The 14,704-nt window shown below is 63.8% G+C and carries 11 protein-coding genes; 7 read left to right on the top strand and 4 right to left on the bottom strand.

Annotated elements, in window-relative coordinates; translation table 11 throughout:
* Nucleotides 1-55 precede the first annotated feature (55 nt).
* The 5 genes from P9236_RS20255 (at nt 56) to P9236_RS20235 (ending at nt 6,732) form a co-directional block, all read left to right on the top strand.
* Nucleotides 56-778: a beta-ketoacyl-ACP reductase gene (locus P9236_RS20255; RefSeq protein ID WP_278076265.1), complete on the top strand. Its 723-nt coding sequence runs from the start codon at nt 56-58 to the stop codon at nt 776-778.
* A 702-nt stretch (nt 779-1,480) separates the two neighbouring features.
* Nucleotides 1,481-4,834, top strand: coding sequence for a helicase-related protein (locus P9236_RS20250; RefSeq protein WP_278076264.1), 3,354 nt, complete (start codon nt 1,481-1,483; stop codon nt 4,832-4,834).
* 70 nt (nt 4,835-4,904) lie between these two features.
* Nucleotides 4,905-5,291 (top strand): RNA-binding S4 domain-containing protein, encoded by a 387-nt coding sequence (locus P9236_RS20245; protein WP_278076263.1) that lies wholly within the window; start codon nt 4,905-4,907, stop codon nt 5,289-5,291.
* 149 nt (nt 5,292-5,440) lie between these two features.
* Nucleotides 5,441-5,779, top strand: coding sequence for a ferredoxin FdxA (gene fdxA, locus P9236_RS20240; RefSeq protein WP_278076262.1), 339 nt, complete (start codon nt 5,441-5,443; stop codon nt 5,777-5,779).
* Between the two features lie 371 nt (nt 5,780-6,150).
* Entirely contained in the window at nt 6,151-6,732 is a 582-nt protein-coding gene (locus P9236_RS20235) for a CarD family transcriptional regulator (protein WP_040974338.1), read from the top strand.
* A gap of 260 nt (nt 6,733-6,992) precedes the next feature.
* Here the strand turns inward: P9236_RS20235 and P9236_RS20230 are convergent, their stop codons facing one another.
* The 3 genes from P9236_RS20230 to P9236_RS20220 all read right to left on the bottom strand — a co-directional run bounded on the left by P9236_RS20230 (nt 6,993) and on the right by P9236_RS20220 (nt 9,360).
* A complete protein-coding gene (locus P9236_RS20230; protein WP_278076261.1) occupies nt 6,993-7,787 on the bottom strand; it encodes an amino acid ABC transporter ATP-binding protein in 795 nt (264 codons plus the stop codon).
* Nucleotides 7,784-8,464, bottom strand: a complete 681-nt coding sequence (locus P9236_RS20225; protein WP_278076260.1) for an ABC transporter permease subunit — start codon at nt 8,462-8,464, stop codon at nt 7,784-7,786. Before P9236_RS20225 ends, P9236_RS20230 begins: the two co-directional genes overlap by 4 nt.
* 122 nt (nt 8,465-8,586) lie before the next feature.
* Entirely contained in the window at nt 8,587-9,360 is a 774-nt protein-coding gene (locus P9236_RS20220) for an amino acid ABC transporter substrate-binding protein (RefSeq protein ID WP_278076259.1), read from the bottom strand.
* 307 nt (nt 9,361-9,667) lie between these two features.
* Between P9236_RS20220 and P9236_RS20215 the strand changes: the two genes are divergently transcribed.
* Together P9236_RS20215 and P9236_RS20210 are read left to right on the top strand one after the other, a co-directional pair.
* Nucleotides 9,668-10,531, top strand: a complete 864-nt coding sequence (locus P9236_RS20215) for an RNA polymerase factor sigma-32 (protein ID WP_278076258.1) — start codon at nt 9,668-9,670, stop codon at nt 10,529-10,531.
* A gap of 170 nt (nt 10,532-10,701) precedes the next feature.
* Nucleotides 10,702-13,014 carry a caspase family protein gene (locus P9236_RS20210; protein ID WP_278076257.1) on the top strand — a complete coding sequence of 771 codons (2,313 nt, stop codon included), beginning with the start codon at nt 10,702-10,704 and terminating at the stop codon, nt 13,012-13,014.
* Nucleotides 13,015-13,112: 98 nt separating this feature from the next.
* On the opposite strand, the gene P9236_RS20205 is transcribed toward P9236_RS20210, so the two are convergent.
* Nucleotides 13,113-14,582, bottom strand: coding sequence for a M48 family metalloprotease (locus P9236_RS20205; RefSeq protein ID WP_278076256.1), 1,470 nt, complete (start codon nt 14,580-14,582; stop codon nt 13,113-13,115).
* Nucleotides 14,583-14,704 lie beyond the last annotated feature (122 nt).

Raw genomic sequence — 14,704 nt, 5'->3', positions numbered from 1 at the left:
TCCGTGATGACCATTCACCATTCACTATTCACCATTCACTCTGGGAGGAGCACATATGACCAAGGTAGCAATCGTCACGGGCGGATCGCGTGGCATCGGTGCGGCGATATCGGTAGCCTTGAAAAATGCCGGCTATTCGGTCGCCGCGAACTATGCCGGCAATGACGAAGCGGCCCAAAAATTCAAGGCCGAGACGGGCATCCCCGTCTACAAATGGTCGGTCGCCGACTACGACGCCTGCGCCGCAGGCATCGCCCAGGTCGAGGCCGATCTCGGCCCGGTCTCGGTGCTGGTCAACAATGCCGGCATCACCCGCGACACCATGTTCCACAAGATGACGCGCGAACAGTGGAAGGAGGTCATCGACACCAACCTCTCTGGCGTCTTCAACATGACGCATCCGCTGTGGAACGGCATGCGCGACCGCAAGTTCGGCCGCGTCATCACCATTTCTTCTATCAACGGCCAGAAGGGCCAGATGGGCCAGGTCAACTACTCGGCCTCGAAAGCCGGCGACATCGGCTTCACCAAAGCGCTGGCTCAAGAGGGGGCTCGCGCGGGCATCACCGTCAATGTCGTCTGCCCCGGCTACATCGCCACCGACATGGTCATGGCAGTGCCGGAAAAAGTGCGGGAATCGATCATCGCCCAGATTCCGGTCGGCCGTCTCGGCGAGCCGGAAGAGATCGCGCGCTGCGTCGTCTTCCTGGCGTCCGACGAGGCCGGCTTCATCACCGGCTCGACGATCACCGCCAATGGCGGCCAGTATTTCGTTTGAGGTCTTTTGACAGCGGCGGCAGGCGGTCCGGAACAGCCGGACCGCCTGTTTTTGTCGACGCCTCCACCGCGCGTGCCTCAATACGGCACGCAAAAGTTAACGGCCCCCGGCGTCCCTTGTGCGAAACCCCGTTCACAAGCTGTGAATTTTCGGTGCACAAGCTGTGGACAACACCATATCTTGGGGTGAACAAACCGGGAAAATTCGTAGATCGCTGATTCGTCGCCGATTCGTTCCGGCTTTGGCCGAAAAGTTAACGCGCGGAGCCGGAAACGGCGCCGAAAAGATTAACGACGATTAGGAAAGATCAACCATTTCATAATCTTGGCGGCTGCGCTCGAGTCGACCAGGATCGATCGCCGGCAAAGGTTAACGGCCCTCCGGACCCTACCCTGGCCAAGCATGAAACGGGCCAGTTTCCGGATTCAGCATGTGGTGAGACTCGTCGTCAAAAAATCCACATATAGCCGTGAACAAAACCTGAATCAGAACGAGTCAGTGATTCGTCGCCGATTCGTTCCAGACTCGTTCCACCGGTTAATCGACGGCGGATTTTGACCTTACCGGTGGGCGCACCATCTCTTTTGAGGGAACATTCCGCTTTCGCTTCGCGTCTGAAATCCCTATGTGTCGCCTGTCACATGCGGCGGCAGCGCTGCGTATCAGACAAGAAGCGGCAGAAAGACTCAAATTTCCGAGCCGATGAATATCCAGCCGACACACACTCAGCCGCTGATCCTTTCGGGCCGTGACGTGACGGCCGTGCTCGGTCCCACCAACACCGGCAAGACCCATCTCGCCATCGAGCGCATGGTGGCGCACGAGACCGGCATCATCGGCCTGCCGCTGAGACTTCTTGCCCGCGAGGTCTATGCCCGCGTCTGCGAAAAGGTCGGCGCCAACAAGGTGGCGTTGATCACGGGCGAGGAGAAAATCGTTCCGGTGGGCGCGAAATATTCGGTCTGCACCGTCGAAGCGATGCCGCGCGAGACCGATGCCGCCTTCGTCGCCATTGACGAGGTGCAGCTCGCGGGCGACCTCGAGCGCGGCCACATCTTCACCGACCGCATCCTGCATCTGCGCGGCCGCCAGGAGACGCTGCTTCTGGGCGCCGCCACCATGCATGGCATCCTGCAGCGCCTGCTGAAGGGCGTCTCGGTGGTGACGCGGCCGCGGCTCTCGCACCTTGCCTATGCCGGCTCCAAGAAGCTTACCCGCCTGCCGCGGCGCACGGCGATCGTCGCCTTCTCGGCGGACGAGGTCTATGCGATCGCCGAGCTGATCCGCCGCCAGCAGGGCGGTGCCGCCGTCGTGCTCGGCGCGCTCAGCCCCCGCACCCGAAATGCCCAGGTGGAGATATTCCAGTCCGGCGACGTCGACTATCTCGTCGCCACCGACGCCATCGGCATGGGGCTGAACCTCGACCTCGAGCACGTCGCCTTCGCCCAGAACCGCAAGTTCGACGGCTACCAGTACCGCAACCTCACCGCCGCCGAGCTCGGCCAGATCGCCGGACGCGCCGGACGGCATCTGCGCGACGGCACGTTCGGCGTCACCGGCCAGGTCGACCCGTTCGAGGAGGATCTGGTCAAGAAGATCGAAGGACACGATTTCGATCCGGTGAAGGTGCTGCAGTGGCGTACGGCCGATTTCGATTTTACCAGCCTCGATGCCTTGAAGCGCTCGACCGAGACCAACGCGCCGGTCGAAGGATTGACGCGCGCGCTGCCGGCGGTGGACGCTCAGGCGCTCGACCATCTGTCGCGCGACCCCGACATCAGGGCGCTCGCCACCGGCAGGAACCGCGTGGCGCTGCTCTGGGAAGCTTGCGCGCTGCCGGATTACCGCAAGATCGCGCCCGCCCAGCACGCCGACCTCATCGCCTCGATCTACATGGATCTTGCGCGCCATGGCCATGTTGACGAGAATTACATGGCCGAGCAGGTGCGGCGAGCCGACACGACGGACGGCGATATCGACACGCTGTCGCACCGGATCGCCCAGATCCGCACCTGGACCTTCGTCTCCAACCGACCGGGCTGGCTGGCCGATCAGCTACACTGGCAGGAAAAGACGCGCGAAATCGAAGACAGATTGTCGGATGCGCTGCATGAGCGGTTGACGAAACGCTTCGTAGACCGCAGGACTTCCGTCCTCATGCGGCGCCTTAGAGAAAATACCATGCCTGAAGCTGAAATCAGCCCAACCGGAACCGTCCTCGTCGAAGGCCATCACGTCGGCGAGCTGCAGGGATTCCGCTTCACCGCCGACCAGAGCGCCGGCGGCGAGGATGCCAAGGCGGTGCGCACCGCTGCCCAGAAGGCGCTCGCGGCCGAATTCGAGGCGCGCGCCGAGCGTTTTGCCGCCTGCGCCAACGGAGATCTGGCATTGGGCTCGGACGGTATATTGCGCTGGATCGGCGCGCCGATCGGCACGCTGGTCGCCGGCGACGAGGCGCTGAAGCCGCGGCTTGTGCTGCTTGCCGACGAGCAGCTCACCGGGCCTGCCCGCGACAAGGTCGCGGCGCGCGCCGAGCGTTTCGTCAATTTCCAGATTGAAACGCTGCTGAAGCCCCTCGTCGATCTGAAGAATGCCGAGCAGCTCACCGGCATCGCGCGCGGCATCGCCTTCCAGCTCGTCGAGCATTTCGGCCTCGTCAACCGCCGCGACATTGCCGAGGAAATGAAATCGCTCGACCAGGAGGGCCGCGCGGCGCTGCGTCGCCTTGGCGTGCGCTTCGGCGCCTATCACGTCTTCGTGCCGGCGCTGATCAAACCCGCGCCGGCCGGGCTGGTCACGCTGCTCTGGGCGCTGCAGAACGACGGCAAAGACAAGCCCGGCTTCGGCGATGTCGTCCACGCGCTGGCGTCGGGCCGTACCTCCGTGGTAATCGATCCGGCTTTCGACAAGACCTTCTACAAGCTTGCCGGCTATCGCAATCTCGGCCGTCGCGCCGTGCGCGTCGATATCCTCGAGCGGCTGGCCGACCTCATCCGCCCGGCGACCAACTGGAAGCCCGGCCTCGGCCAGCGGCCCGATGGCGCCTATGACGGCCATGCCTTCATGGTGACGCCGCCGATGATGTCGATCCTCGGCGCCACCGCCGACGATATGGAAGAAATCCTTAAGGGTCTCGGCTATCGTTCCGAACCGAAGCCGGCCGCCGAGGTCAAGGCGAAGCTGGACGCGCTGGATAGCGCCGCCCGTGAGGCGGCAGCCGCGAAGCTTGCAGCGGAAGAGGCCGCGCGCGCCGCGCAGGCGGCTGAGGCGCCGGCCGGCGACGGCGCCGCCGAGAGATCGGAAGCGGCCGCCGCCGATGCGCCCACGGCTGAGGCTCCGGCCCAAAGCATGGCGGAGCCTATTGTCGAAACAGTCGAGCGGGATGATGCGCGACAGCACGCTGAAGAAGCGGAAACGCATGCGGAGCCCGCTGCAACAGGCGAGCCGGCGGCACAAAGCGATGAGTCAATCGGCGAGGTCGTGACGGAGGGTGGCGTATCCGCTACCCCGGTCGAGGCCGCACCTGCAAGCGAGGCCCGGTCGGCTGAGACCCCGACACCGGAAACCACCGCGAGCGGCGAAGCGGCGGCCGAGCAGGAAGAGCCGAAGCCGATCCTGCTGTGGCGGCAGGCGCGCTTCGACCATCAGCGTGCGCGCCATCGCCATGACGGCCGTCGCGACAACCGCCAGCGCGGCGGGCAGGCCCCGCATGAGGGTCAGGCGGGCGCCGCGAGTGGCGAGCCCAGAGATCGGCCAGCCCATGAGGGCCGCCGCGATCAGCGCGACGGTGCCGGCAAACCGCGCTTCGACCGCTCGAAATTCAAGCCGAGGCCGGAACGCGAAGGCGGCGAACGCGAAGGCCGGCCGCAGGGCGAGCGTCCCGATCGCCGTGAGGGTAGGCAGGACTGGAAGGGCAACAGGCAGGACGGCAAGGGCAATGCTTCCGCCGGCAAGCCGGCCTTCCAAGGCAAGCCGCGCGAGGAGCGCCCGCAGCGCTTCGATCCGGATTCGCCCTTCGCCAAGCTCGCCGCCCTGCGCGACCAGCTGAAGAAATAGGCTAGAGCATGATGCCGAAAAGTGGGAACCGGTTTTCGGATGAGATCATGTTCCAACAAAGCTAGCAGCGATGGTTGGAGAAGGCCGCCAGCGCATCGACAAATGGCTGTTCTTCTCACGCGCGGTGAAATCGCGGTCGCTGGCGGCAAAGCTCGTTGTTGCCGGGCGCGTTCGCATCAATCGCGACAAAGCAGCGCAGGCCTCCGATCTGGTCAAGGCCGGTGACGTGCTGACCATCACGCTCGAGGGCCGGATCCTGGTCTGGAAAGTGCTCAACTGCGGAATTCGGCGGGGTCCTGCCGATGAGGCGCGCCTGCTCTACGAGGACATGTCGCCGGCCCCGACGCCAAGGGGTGGGGCCGTTCCCGACGCCATTCCGGGGTTGCGCGAGGCCGGCAGCGGCCGCCCGACCAAGCGGGAGCGGCGGCAGACGGACCGGCTGCTCGGCGACGACTGAAGATACAACCTGACTTCGTCGCGGCACCCGCATGGAATTCCATTCCGCAGCGCCGGCTCAGGCAGCAAGCCCTACCCTTGCCAGCGGCGGGCAAAGGCGTTACCTCACCTTGAAAAGCCCAGCAAAAAAGGGACGTCCCGGAGCCTGCAATGACCTATGTCGTGACCGACAATTGCATAAAATGCAAATACATGGACTGCATCGAGGTCTGTCCGGTCGACTGTTTCTACGAAGGCGAGAACATGCTGGTCATCCACCCGGATGAGTGCATCGACTGCGGCGTCTGCGAGCCGGAATGCCCGGCCGACGCGATCAAGCCGGACACTGAGCCGGGGCTCGACAAATGGTTGCAGATCAATTCCGAATATGCCGAGAAATGGCCCAACATCACCGCCAAGAAAGAGCCGCCGGCGGATGCTAAAGCCTTCGACGGCGAGGCCGGAAAGTTCGAGAAATATTTCTCGCCGGAGCCTGGCGAAGGCGACTGACAGCCGGATCGGCCAAGCCGGCATGACGTGACGTAACGGGGCCGATATAATTACTGTCTTGACAGGCAGCGACGGCGCTTGGCGTTAGCGGACGCAGCAAAACCTTGATTCTTCCGACTTTTTGTGTTACATGAGCGGAACATGCCGGTGACACAACGTCGATTTATGGCGCTAACGCCCCAAATCACTGAAAGGTGAGCTTCTCAATCCGGACCAGAGCGATCTGGGGCAGGCGGGTCGCATTCGTGCGGTTAGCCGGCCTCGGCTTATCCGGTGGGTCATCATGTTGCGCGGCTAACGGTCGGCTTTTGCCGATCCCACGGGTTTGGCCGGCATGATGCCGGTGACACAACTAAGGAGTTCAGGGCGTAATGGCAACGATAACCCCGCAGAAGAAGTCCACCGCGGCCCGCCACGGGTTCAAGACCGGCGAGTTCATCGTCTATCCGGCGCATGGCGTCGGCCAGATCGTGGCGATAGACGAGCAGGAAGTCGCGGGTCACAAGCTGGAACTGTTCGTCATCGATTTCCAGAAGGACAAGATGCGGCTCAAGGTGCCGGTCGCCAAGGCGACCTCGATCGGTATGCGCAAGCTGTCGGAAGAGGATTATGTCGATCGCGCGCTGAAGGTCGTGCAGGGCCGCGCCCGCATCAAGCGCACCATGTGGTCGCGCCGCGCGCAGGAGTATGACGCCAAGATCAATTCCGGCGACCTGATCTCGATCTCGGAAGTGGTGCGCGACCTCTACCGCGCCGACAACCAGCCGGAGCAGTCCTATTCCGAGCGCCAGCTCTATGAAGCCGCGCTTGACCGCATGGCTCGCGAGATCGCCGCCGTCAACCGCATGTCGGAGACCGAGGCGGTGCGCCTCATCGAGGTCAACCTCAACAAGGGTCCGAAGCGCGGCGCCAAGGCCGACAACGAGGAAGCCGAGCAGGAAGAAGCTGCCTGAGCTTTTTCGCCTTTAAGTTACGAAGAATCCGGCCTCGCGCCGGGTTTTTTGTTGCGGGCAATGCTGGCAAAGTCGGCGCCGCCCCTCATCCGCCTGCCGGCACCTTCTCCCCGTATAGTGACGGGGAGAAGGGAGATGGCGCAACGCTGGTGCTCATCTTGCAACGGTGAAAATTGGCGAAATCACTTAATGAAAGCGTCTTTCTCCCCGTCACTATACGGGGAGAAATGCCCGGCAGGGCAATGAGGGGCGGCGCAGACCTACGAAGAAATCGTACCTGATCCCTCGCCTCCGGCTTCCCTCTGCGCTTCCTCCTGCCGCAGAGAGGCGATGAATCGCTTGGTCCGCTCGCGCTCGGGATTGTCGAAAACGACCGCGGCCGGGCCCTTCTCCACAATTGAGCCGGCGTCGAGGAACACCACCTCTTGCGCGATCTTGGAGGCGAGCCTGAGATCGTGCGTGGCCATCACCATTGTCGTGCCCTCGCGGGCGAGCTGACCCAGCACGTCGACCACCTCCTGCGCCAGTTCCGGATCGAGCGCCGAGGTCGGCTCGTCGCAAAGCAGCACGCGCGGCGACGGCGCCAAGGCCCGGGCGATCGCCACGCGCTGCTGCTGGCCGCCAGACAGCGTCGCCGGCCAGGCATCGGCCTTATGCGCCATGCCGACCTTCTCGAGCAGCGCCATCGCCCGCTCGCGAGCCCGGTCGGCCGGCCATTTCAGCACCGTCACCAAGCCTTCCATGACATTCTCGATCGCGGTGCGGTGCGGAAAGAGCTGGAAGTTCTGGAACACCATGCCCGTCTGCAGGCGAACGCGCTGCACATCCGCCGCCGGCACCTTGCCGCCAGGCCGGAATTCCAGCGTCTCGTCGCCGATGCGCAAGATGCCGGAGGTCGGCACCTCCAACAGGTTGATGCAGCGCAAAAGCGTGCTTTTTCCCCCGCCCGAAGGGCCGACCAGTGCCGTGACGCTGCCTTCGTCCAGATTGACGGTGACGCCCTTGAGCACAAGATTGTCGCCGAAGCGCTTCTCGATATTGGTGAGGCCGATCATGCATTGGCCTCCAGGAACCCGCCATAGCGGTTGAGCCGCACCTCCAGCCGCGCCTGCAGCGCCGACAGTACCGAGCTCATCGCGAGGTACAGCGCCGCCGCCTCGACATAGAGGATCAGCGGCTCGTAGGTGGTGGCGACGATGCGCTGCGCGGCCTGGAACATCTCGGGTACCGTTATCGCCGCCGCGAGCGAGGTATCCTTGACCAGAGAGATGAAGGTGTTGGAAAGCGGCGGCACTGCGACACGGCCCGCTTGCGGAAGGATCGTGCGCCGCATCGCCTGGCTCCAGGTCATGCCTATCGAATAGGAGGCCTCCCACTGCCCCTTCGGCACCGAACCGATGACGGCGCGGATGATCTCCGACGTGTAGGCGCCGATGTTGAGCGTGAAGCCGATCAGCGCGGCGGGAAAGGCATCAAGCAGGATGCCGACCGACGGCAGGCCGTAGAAGATCAGGAAGAGCTGCACGAGCAGAGGCGTGCCGCGAAATATCCACACATAGAAACGAACGAGCGCGACCAGCGGCTTCGGGCCGAACAGCCGGATCAGTGCCGTGACCAGCCCGGCGAGGAGCCCGAAGGCGAAGGACAGCAATGTCAGCGGCACGGTGAAGATCAGCGCCGCCCACAGCAGCGTCGGCAGCGATTCCAGCATCAGTTGCAACCAGTGCGGCACGGAGCCTTTTCCTTTCCGGATGCCGCGACCACCTCTGGCCGGCATTGCCGAACGACTATCATGCAAAAGCTGGCGGGCCGTCAAAGACGGCCCGCCAGAATTCAGGCAAAGGCGGACTAAGCTTACTGCGAGACGTCTTGGCCGAAATAGGTGTCGGCGATCTTCTTGTAGGTGCCGTCGGCTTTGATGTCTGCCAGCGCCTTGTTGATCGCCGCGACCAGTTCCGGATCGCCCTTGCGCACGATGACGCCGGAATAATCGGCGTTCTCTTCCTGGGCGGCGATCTTCACATTGGCGTCCGGCTTGTGCTTCTTGAAGTCGAGGAAGGACAGGCTGTCGTTGATGGTGGCGTCGGCGCGTCCGGTGAGCAGCAGCTGGATCGACTGGTCGAATCCGTCGGTGCCGACCAGCTCGGCGCCGTTCTTCTCGGCGAGCTTGCCGAAATTCGAGGTCAGCGACTGCGCGGCCTTCTTGCCCTTGAGATCGGCGAAGGTCTTGATCTCGCTGTCGTCGCCGCGAACGATCAAAACCGCCTTGGACGCGATGTAGGGATCGGAGAAATCATACTTGGCCTTGCGTGCATCGGTGATGCCGACCTCGTTGATGACGGCGTCGTAGCGGTTGGCGTCGAGGCCGGCGATCAGGCCGTCCCACTTGCCTTCGAGGAACTGGGCCTTGACGCCGAGCTTCTCGGCGACCGCCTTGGCGATCTCGACATCGAAGCCGACCAGCGCTCCGGATTCGTCATGATAGGTGAACGGCGCGTAGGTGCCTTCCGTGCCGACCTTGATGACCCCCGCCTGCTTGATCTGGTCGAGATTGGCGCCGGCCTGACCGGCTGTGACCGCCAGAACCTGCAGCGTTCCGGCGACGAGGAGCGATTTGAGCCATTTCATTTTTCTGTGATCCCGTTTTGACCGGTGCCCCGGCGCATTGTGAGAGCCGCAAACTGACAGATAGATGTCCGCGAAATAAGGAACCAGATTTCAAAAATTGGCCCAGCCAGAAATCTGATCCTCAAAATCGATGCAAACCACGGCAAGCAAGCGTCCCGGGTCGATAACAAAACGGCACCCGGCGCACTGCACGTGCGCCTCTGCCGCCACGGAACCTTCCATGCGCCTGACACGTTGCAGGCTGTTGTAGGGCGCGGCAGCGTCTTTTCAACCGTCATCAGCGTAACGACCGCCAAAAGGAGCCGGCATGATCGAGGACGTGGCAGGACGGACATTGGTCCGGGCGGCAATGAAGGCTCCCTATCTCGAGCGCGACGAGGAACATCTCCTGGCCATACGCTGGAAGGAAAAGAACGATCAGGACGCGCTGCATCTGATCACCGTCGCCCATATGCGCCTGGTGATTTCCATGGCGTCGAAATTCCGCCACTACGGCCTGCCGCTCGGCGACCTGATCCAGGAAGGCCATGTCGGCCTGCTGGAAGCCGCGGCCCGCTTTGAGCCCGCCCGCGAGGTACGCTTCTCGACCTACGCCACCTGGTGGATCCGCGCTTCGATGCAGGACTATATCCTACGCAACTGGTCGATCGTGCGCGGCGGCACCAGCTCGGCGCAGAAGGCGCTGTTCTTCAATCTGAGACGGTTGCGCGCCCGGCTCGCCAATGGCGCCGAGCCGATCTCCAATGCCTCGCTCTATCGCGAGGTCTCGGCGGCGCTCGGCGTGCCCGAAGCCGATGTGGCGATGATGGATTCGCGCCTTTCAGCCCCCGACAGTTCCCTCAACACCCCATTAGCCGACGAGAACGGCGCCGCCGAGCGGATGGATTTCCTGGTCTCGGAGGACCCGCTTCCCGACGAGGTGGTGGGCGAAACGATCGATGTCGAGCGCCGCGCGATCTGGCTGAAGAGCGCGCTCGGCGCACTCAATGCGCGCGAGCTCCGGATCATCGAGGAACGCCGGCTGAGCGACGACGGCGCCACCCTGGAATCGCTCGGCGAGGCGCTGGGCATCTCCAAGGAACGCGTCCGTCAGATCGAAGCGCGCGCCATGGAGAAACTGCGGGCGGCACTGCTCAAACAGAACCCGGAATTCCTGGCGGAAGCAGCCTGAGCGGCAACCTGACGTTGCTATAGCGGGACACTTATCAAATAAAATACATGGCCGTTGCGGCAAACCTTTTCTTCTTACTGTATCAGCGTATTGTGAATTCTTTAACAGACCCGCGCGCCGCGACTGGCCTTTGGTGAATCCGACAGACCATAGCGGATGGGGGATTTGCCATGCTGCGATGCTGCGCCTTGCTTGCAGCCTTGATTCTCGTGGGCTTCACGGCGTTCGAAGCTCACGCCGATCGCAGGGTTGCCTTTGTGATCGGCAATTCGGAATACCGCAATATTCCGGCCCTCAAGAACCCGGACACGGACGCCGAGGACGTCTCGAAGACATTCCGGCTGGCCGGTTTCCAGGTGTTCGTCGCCAAGGACGTCACCAAGCTTCAGTTCGAGGAGCAGTTCCGCAACTACCTCGCCGCTGCGGACGGCGCCGATCTCGCCGTCGTCTACTATTCCGGCCACGGCTTTCAGATCGGCGGCGAGAATTTTCTCATACCCGTAGATGCCTCGCTGAAGGATGCGGCCGACATCGAGATCCAGGCGATTAAGCTCGACGATGTGCTGGAGCAATTGCGCTCGAAATCGAAGATCCAGATCATCATCCTCGATGCCTGCCGCAACAACCCGTTTCCGCGCAAGGACTATTGGCTGCGGGATCAGTTGATCACCGCCAGCGGCACAGGCCTTGCCGAGGTGAAAAGCTCGCAAAACACGCTGATTGCCTTTGCCACTGGGCCCGATGCGATCGCCTATGACGGGACAGGCAACGGCAGCCCCTTCTCGTCCGCCTTTTCCCGCCGCGCGCTGACGCCGAACCAGGAGATACGCGCGGTCATGGCCGCAGTGCGCCGCGACGTGGTCGCGGCCACCAAAGGCAAGCAGGTTCCCTGGGAGAATTCCTCGCTGATCGACGAGGTGGTGCTGATGCACCGTGCGAACAAGCCGGCGCTGCCGCCGGTGCTTGAGAAAGTCGTGCCCTCGGGCGTCGGCCCCGTCGCGCTGGATCTGCCCGAGCCGGTCGATGTCGACGGCGGCGCGGTCACCGTCAGCATCGAGAAAGCGCCGGCGTCCGGACGATTGATGCTGGACGGCAAGCCGATCGCTATCGGTGAGCCCATCCAAGGCAAGGATTTGCCTCGCCTGAAGATGGACGCGCCCAAGGCGCCCGGCCAGCAGGAGCAAGTGGACACACTGGCCTACATCACCCGTAACGACTGGGGCGGCGAGTCCCAGGGCATCCTGTTGCTGCGGGTCAAGAACGGCGAGGGTGCCGACGGCCAGCAGATCATGGCCTCGCTCAAGGCCGAGCAGAAGCAACAGTTGCAGGAGCGAGGCCTCCACATCGCCGGCGCCGCAGAGGCGATCGAGAACCGCGATCTCAGCGTCCCTGTCGGCGTCGGCCCGGTTCCGCTGAAGCTGGACTTCCCCACTAAGGACCCTGCCGTCAGCCTGAAACTCGCGAGCTACCCGGCGACCGGAACGCTGTCCCTGCCGGATCGCACCCTGTCACCTCAATCGAGCCTGATGGCCGATGAAGTCGACCATTTGCGCTACGAGCCGCAGATCGGCTCGGCGGCTCCCGTCGAGGTCGGCTTCGAAATCCGCGCCGGCAACGCATCCAAGCCGGCGACGTTGAAGCTGTCGCCAACCGTCGACCCCTGCGACCAGGCAGCCGGCGAGCCTCTTGACCTGCAAGGCGTCGCCGCCGGCAGGCTGACGAACGAGATCGGCGGCGGAGCGGTGGAGGCATGCGAAGCGGCGGTGAAGACCTACCCTGATGTTGCCCGCTTCCAATACGCGCTCGGGCGGGCGCTTCTTGCAGCCGGCAAGGTCGACGAGGCAAGGAAAGCCATTCAGGATGCCGCTGACAAGGGACATGTCCGGGCCGTCTTCGAGCTCGGCTATATCGCCTTTTCCGGAATGGGAACGGCCGTGGATTTCACGAAAGCAAACGGCTTCTACTCGGAAGCCTCAGACAAGGGAGACCCTTATGCCATGGCCGCCTGGGGACGCGCCCTGTTCAACGGTCTCGGCGTCCAGAGCGACACCCGCAAGGGGTTGGATCTGCTGCTCAAGGCAGCGGCGATGGGCCAGGTCAATGCCATGAACGATCTGGCCGTGATCTTCAAGGAGGGCCGCAATGGCGTGCCCGCCGATCCCGACCGCGCCTTGGCATTCCTCAGGGCCGGCATCGAACGGCAGAACATCTATGCGATGAGCATCCTCGGTCCTGCCGGGCGCAATGCACTGGCGATCGCAGCCTGCAGGCCCGAAACGAAAACAATCACCAAGATAAAGGTCATCCGCACGAAACCGCCGAAGGCCGCGGCGCCGGAAAGAGAGCCCCTCCCGAAGCTGCTCGGACCGGTACCGAGCGAGCCCGATCCATTCGTTCCGCCTTGGCGTGGCGGCGGTAGCGGTGGTGGCGGCAATGGCAGCTATGGCGGCAGCGGCGGGCAAAGCGGCGGCAGCCCAGGCTGAAGGCGCCACTCGTCCGGCGGCGGCAGCTGTGGTGGCTGACCGGGACCACAAAGGGTTCTTCACCGGCCGCCGGCAGACTATCGCCTGCCATGCGGTTCCTACCGGTCGGTGACGATCTTGACCTTGTCGCCGGCCGACACCGTCGCGCCGGGCGACATCGCGTTCAGCACGCGGAAGAGATCGAGCTTGCGGTCGACGCCGACCATCTGCGCCGCGAGCGTGCCCATGTTCTGGCCGGGCTGCACGGTGACCACCCGGATATGCAGCGGCTTCAGCGCCGCCTTCTCGGCCGCGCTCAGCGTGCGGAAGGAACCGCTGACCGAACGCGCGACCGGCTCCAGCGCGGTGCTGGCCGAAGGCGCTGCGGTCAGCAGCCGGTAGACCTGCCCGCCGGCGCGGATCACCGCGATATCGAACTGCCACCCCTGCGCGCTGGCATGTGCCATCGCCGCTTCGTTGCCGTTGACCGTGTCCTGGCGCACGCTGGTGTCGTCCAGCCCGGCGACCCAGCCGCTGCGGATGTAATCTGTCAGCGACACCGATTTGTCGATTGCAACGCCATCGAAGCGGATGGCGATGTCGCCTGGTCCGGTCGCGGTGACGGCGGCCGCCGAATTGTCGATGACGAAGCCGTCCGGCACCGCGAACGAGACGCCGAGGCCGGGATGCATGAAGGTCTGGCCGCGCACATAGCCCTCTTCCGGCGTGTCGCCGTAAAGCAGGCCGTCTATGCCGGCGAGGAAGGCATCGCGATCACGCGTGCCGACGCCCGGCGGGCCGAAGTTGCGGGCAAGGCGCTGCGCCAGATCAATGCGCTGCGGCGTGTTCGGGTGCGTGGCCAGGAAGTCGAGGCTGGCATCGGTGGCGCCGCTGACCGAGCGGAAGTCGGTGTAGGCCGACATCGACTGCAGGAAGCGGCCGGCCGCATACGGATCATAGCCCGCCTCGCCGATCGACTTGATGCCGATGGCGTCGGCCTGCAGTTCCTGGTTGCGCGAAAACTGCGCCAGCCTCAGCTTGCCGCGGATGAGTGCTGCCTTGGCGGTCGGGCTGTCGCCGAGCACATCGGAGACGACCTTGGTCGCCAGCCCTTCTTCGGCCTCGAGCTGCTGCCGCTGCAACCCGTGATTCGCGGTGACGTGGCCCATCTCATGCGCGATGACGGCGGCAAGCTCGGAGGAGTCGTTGGCCAGGGCCAGCAGTCCACGCGTCACGTAGAGGTAGCCGCCGGGCAGCGCGAAGGCGTTGACGTTGGGCGAATTGAGGATGGTGATGCGATAGGTCTGGGTCGGGTTTGCCGACACCACGGTCAGGTTGCCGACGACCTTGGCCACCATGCGCTCGAGCTTCGGATCGGAATATTCGCCGCCATAGGTGGCGAGAATCCGCGGATGCTGCGCCTTCGCCATGTCGGCGAGTTTGGCGTTGGCGACGACGTTGTCGACCGTGATCGGCTTGTCCGAGGGCTGGAAGCCGGATTCCTGGACATCGGGCGGCGTGAACATCTGGCAGCTCGCCAGCGCCACGGCAAAGCCAACCAACGCAAAGAATCGCGCCAGCGGCTTCATCCACACTTTCTCCGCGCCGGTCGTCAGATCGGCTTCCTTTCGAAATCTTTCGGCAAATCACGGCCCACCCGGACCAGTATGGCCGGACCTAGCCACACTCCCCCGGACAAGGCAAGCAAACG

The organism is Mesorhizobium sp. WSM4884, assembly GCF_029625675.1.
Taxonomy (GTDB): Bacteria; Pseudomonadota; Alphaproteobacteria; order Rhizobiales; family Rhizobiaceae; genus Mesorhizobium.
Note: the sequence above shows the minus strand (reverse complement) of the source record. Positions and strands in the feature narration are given on the sequence as shown.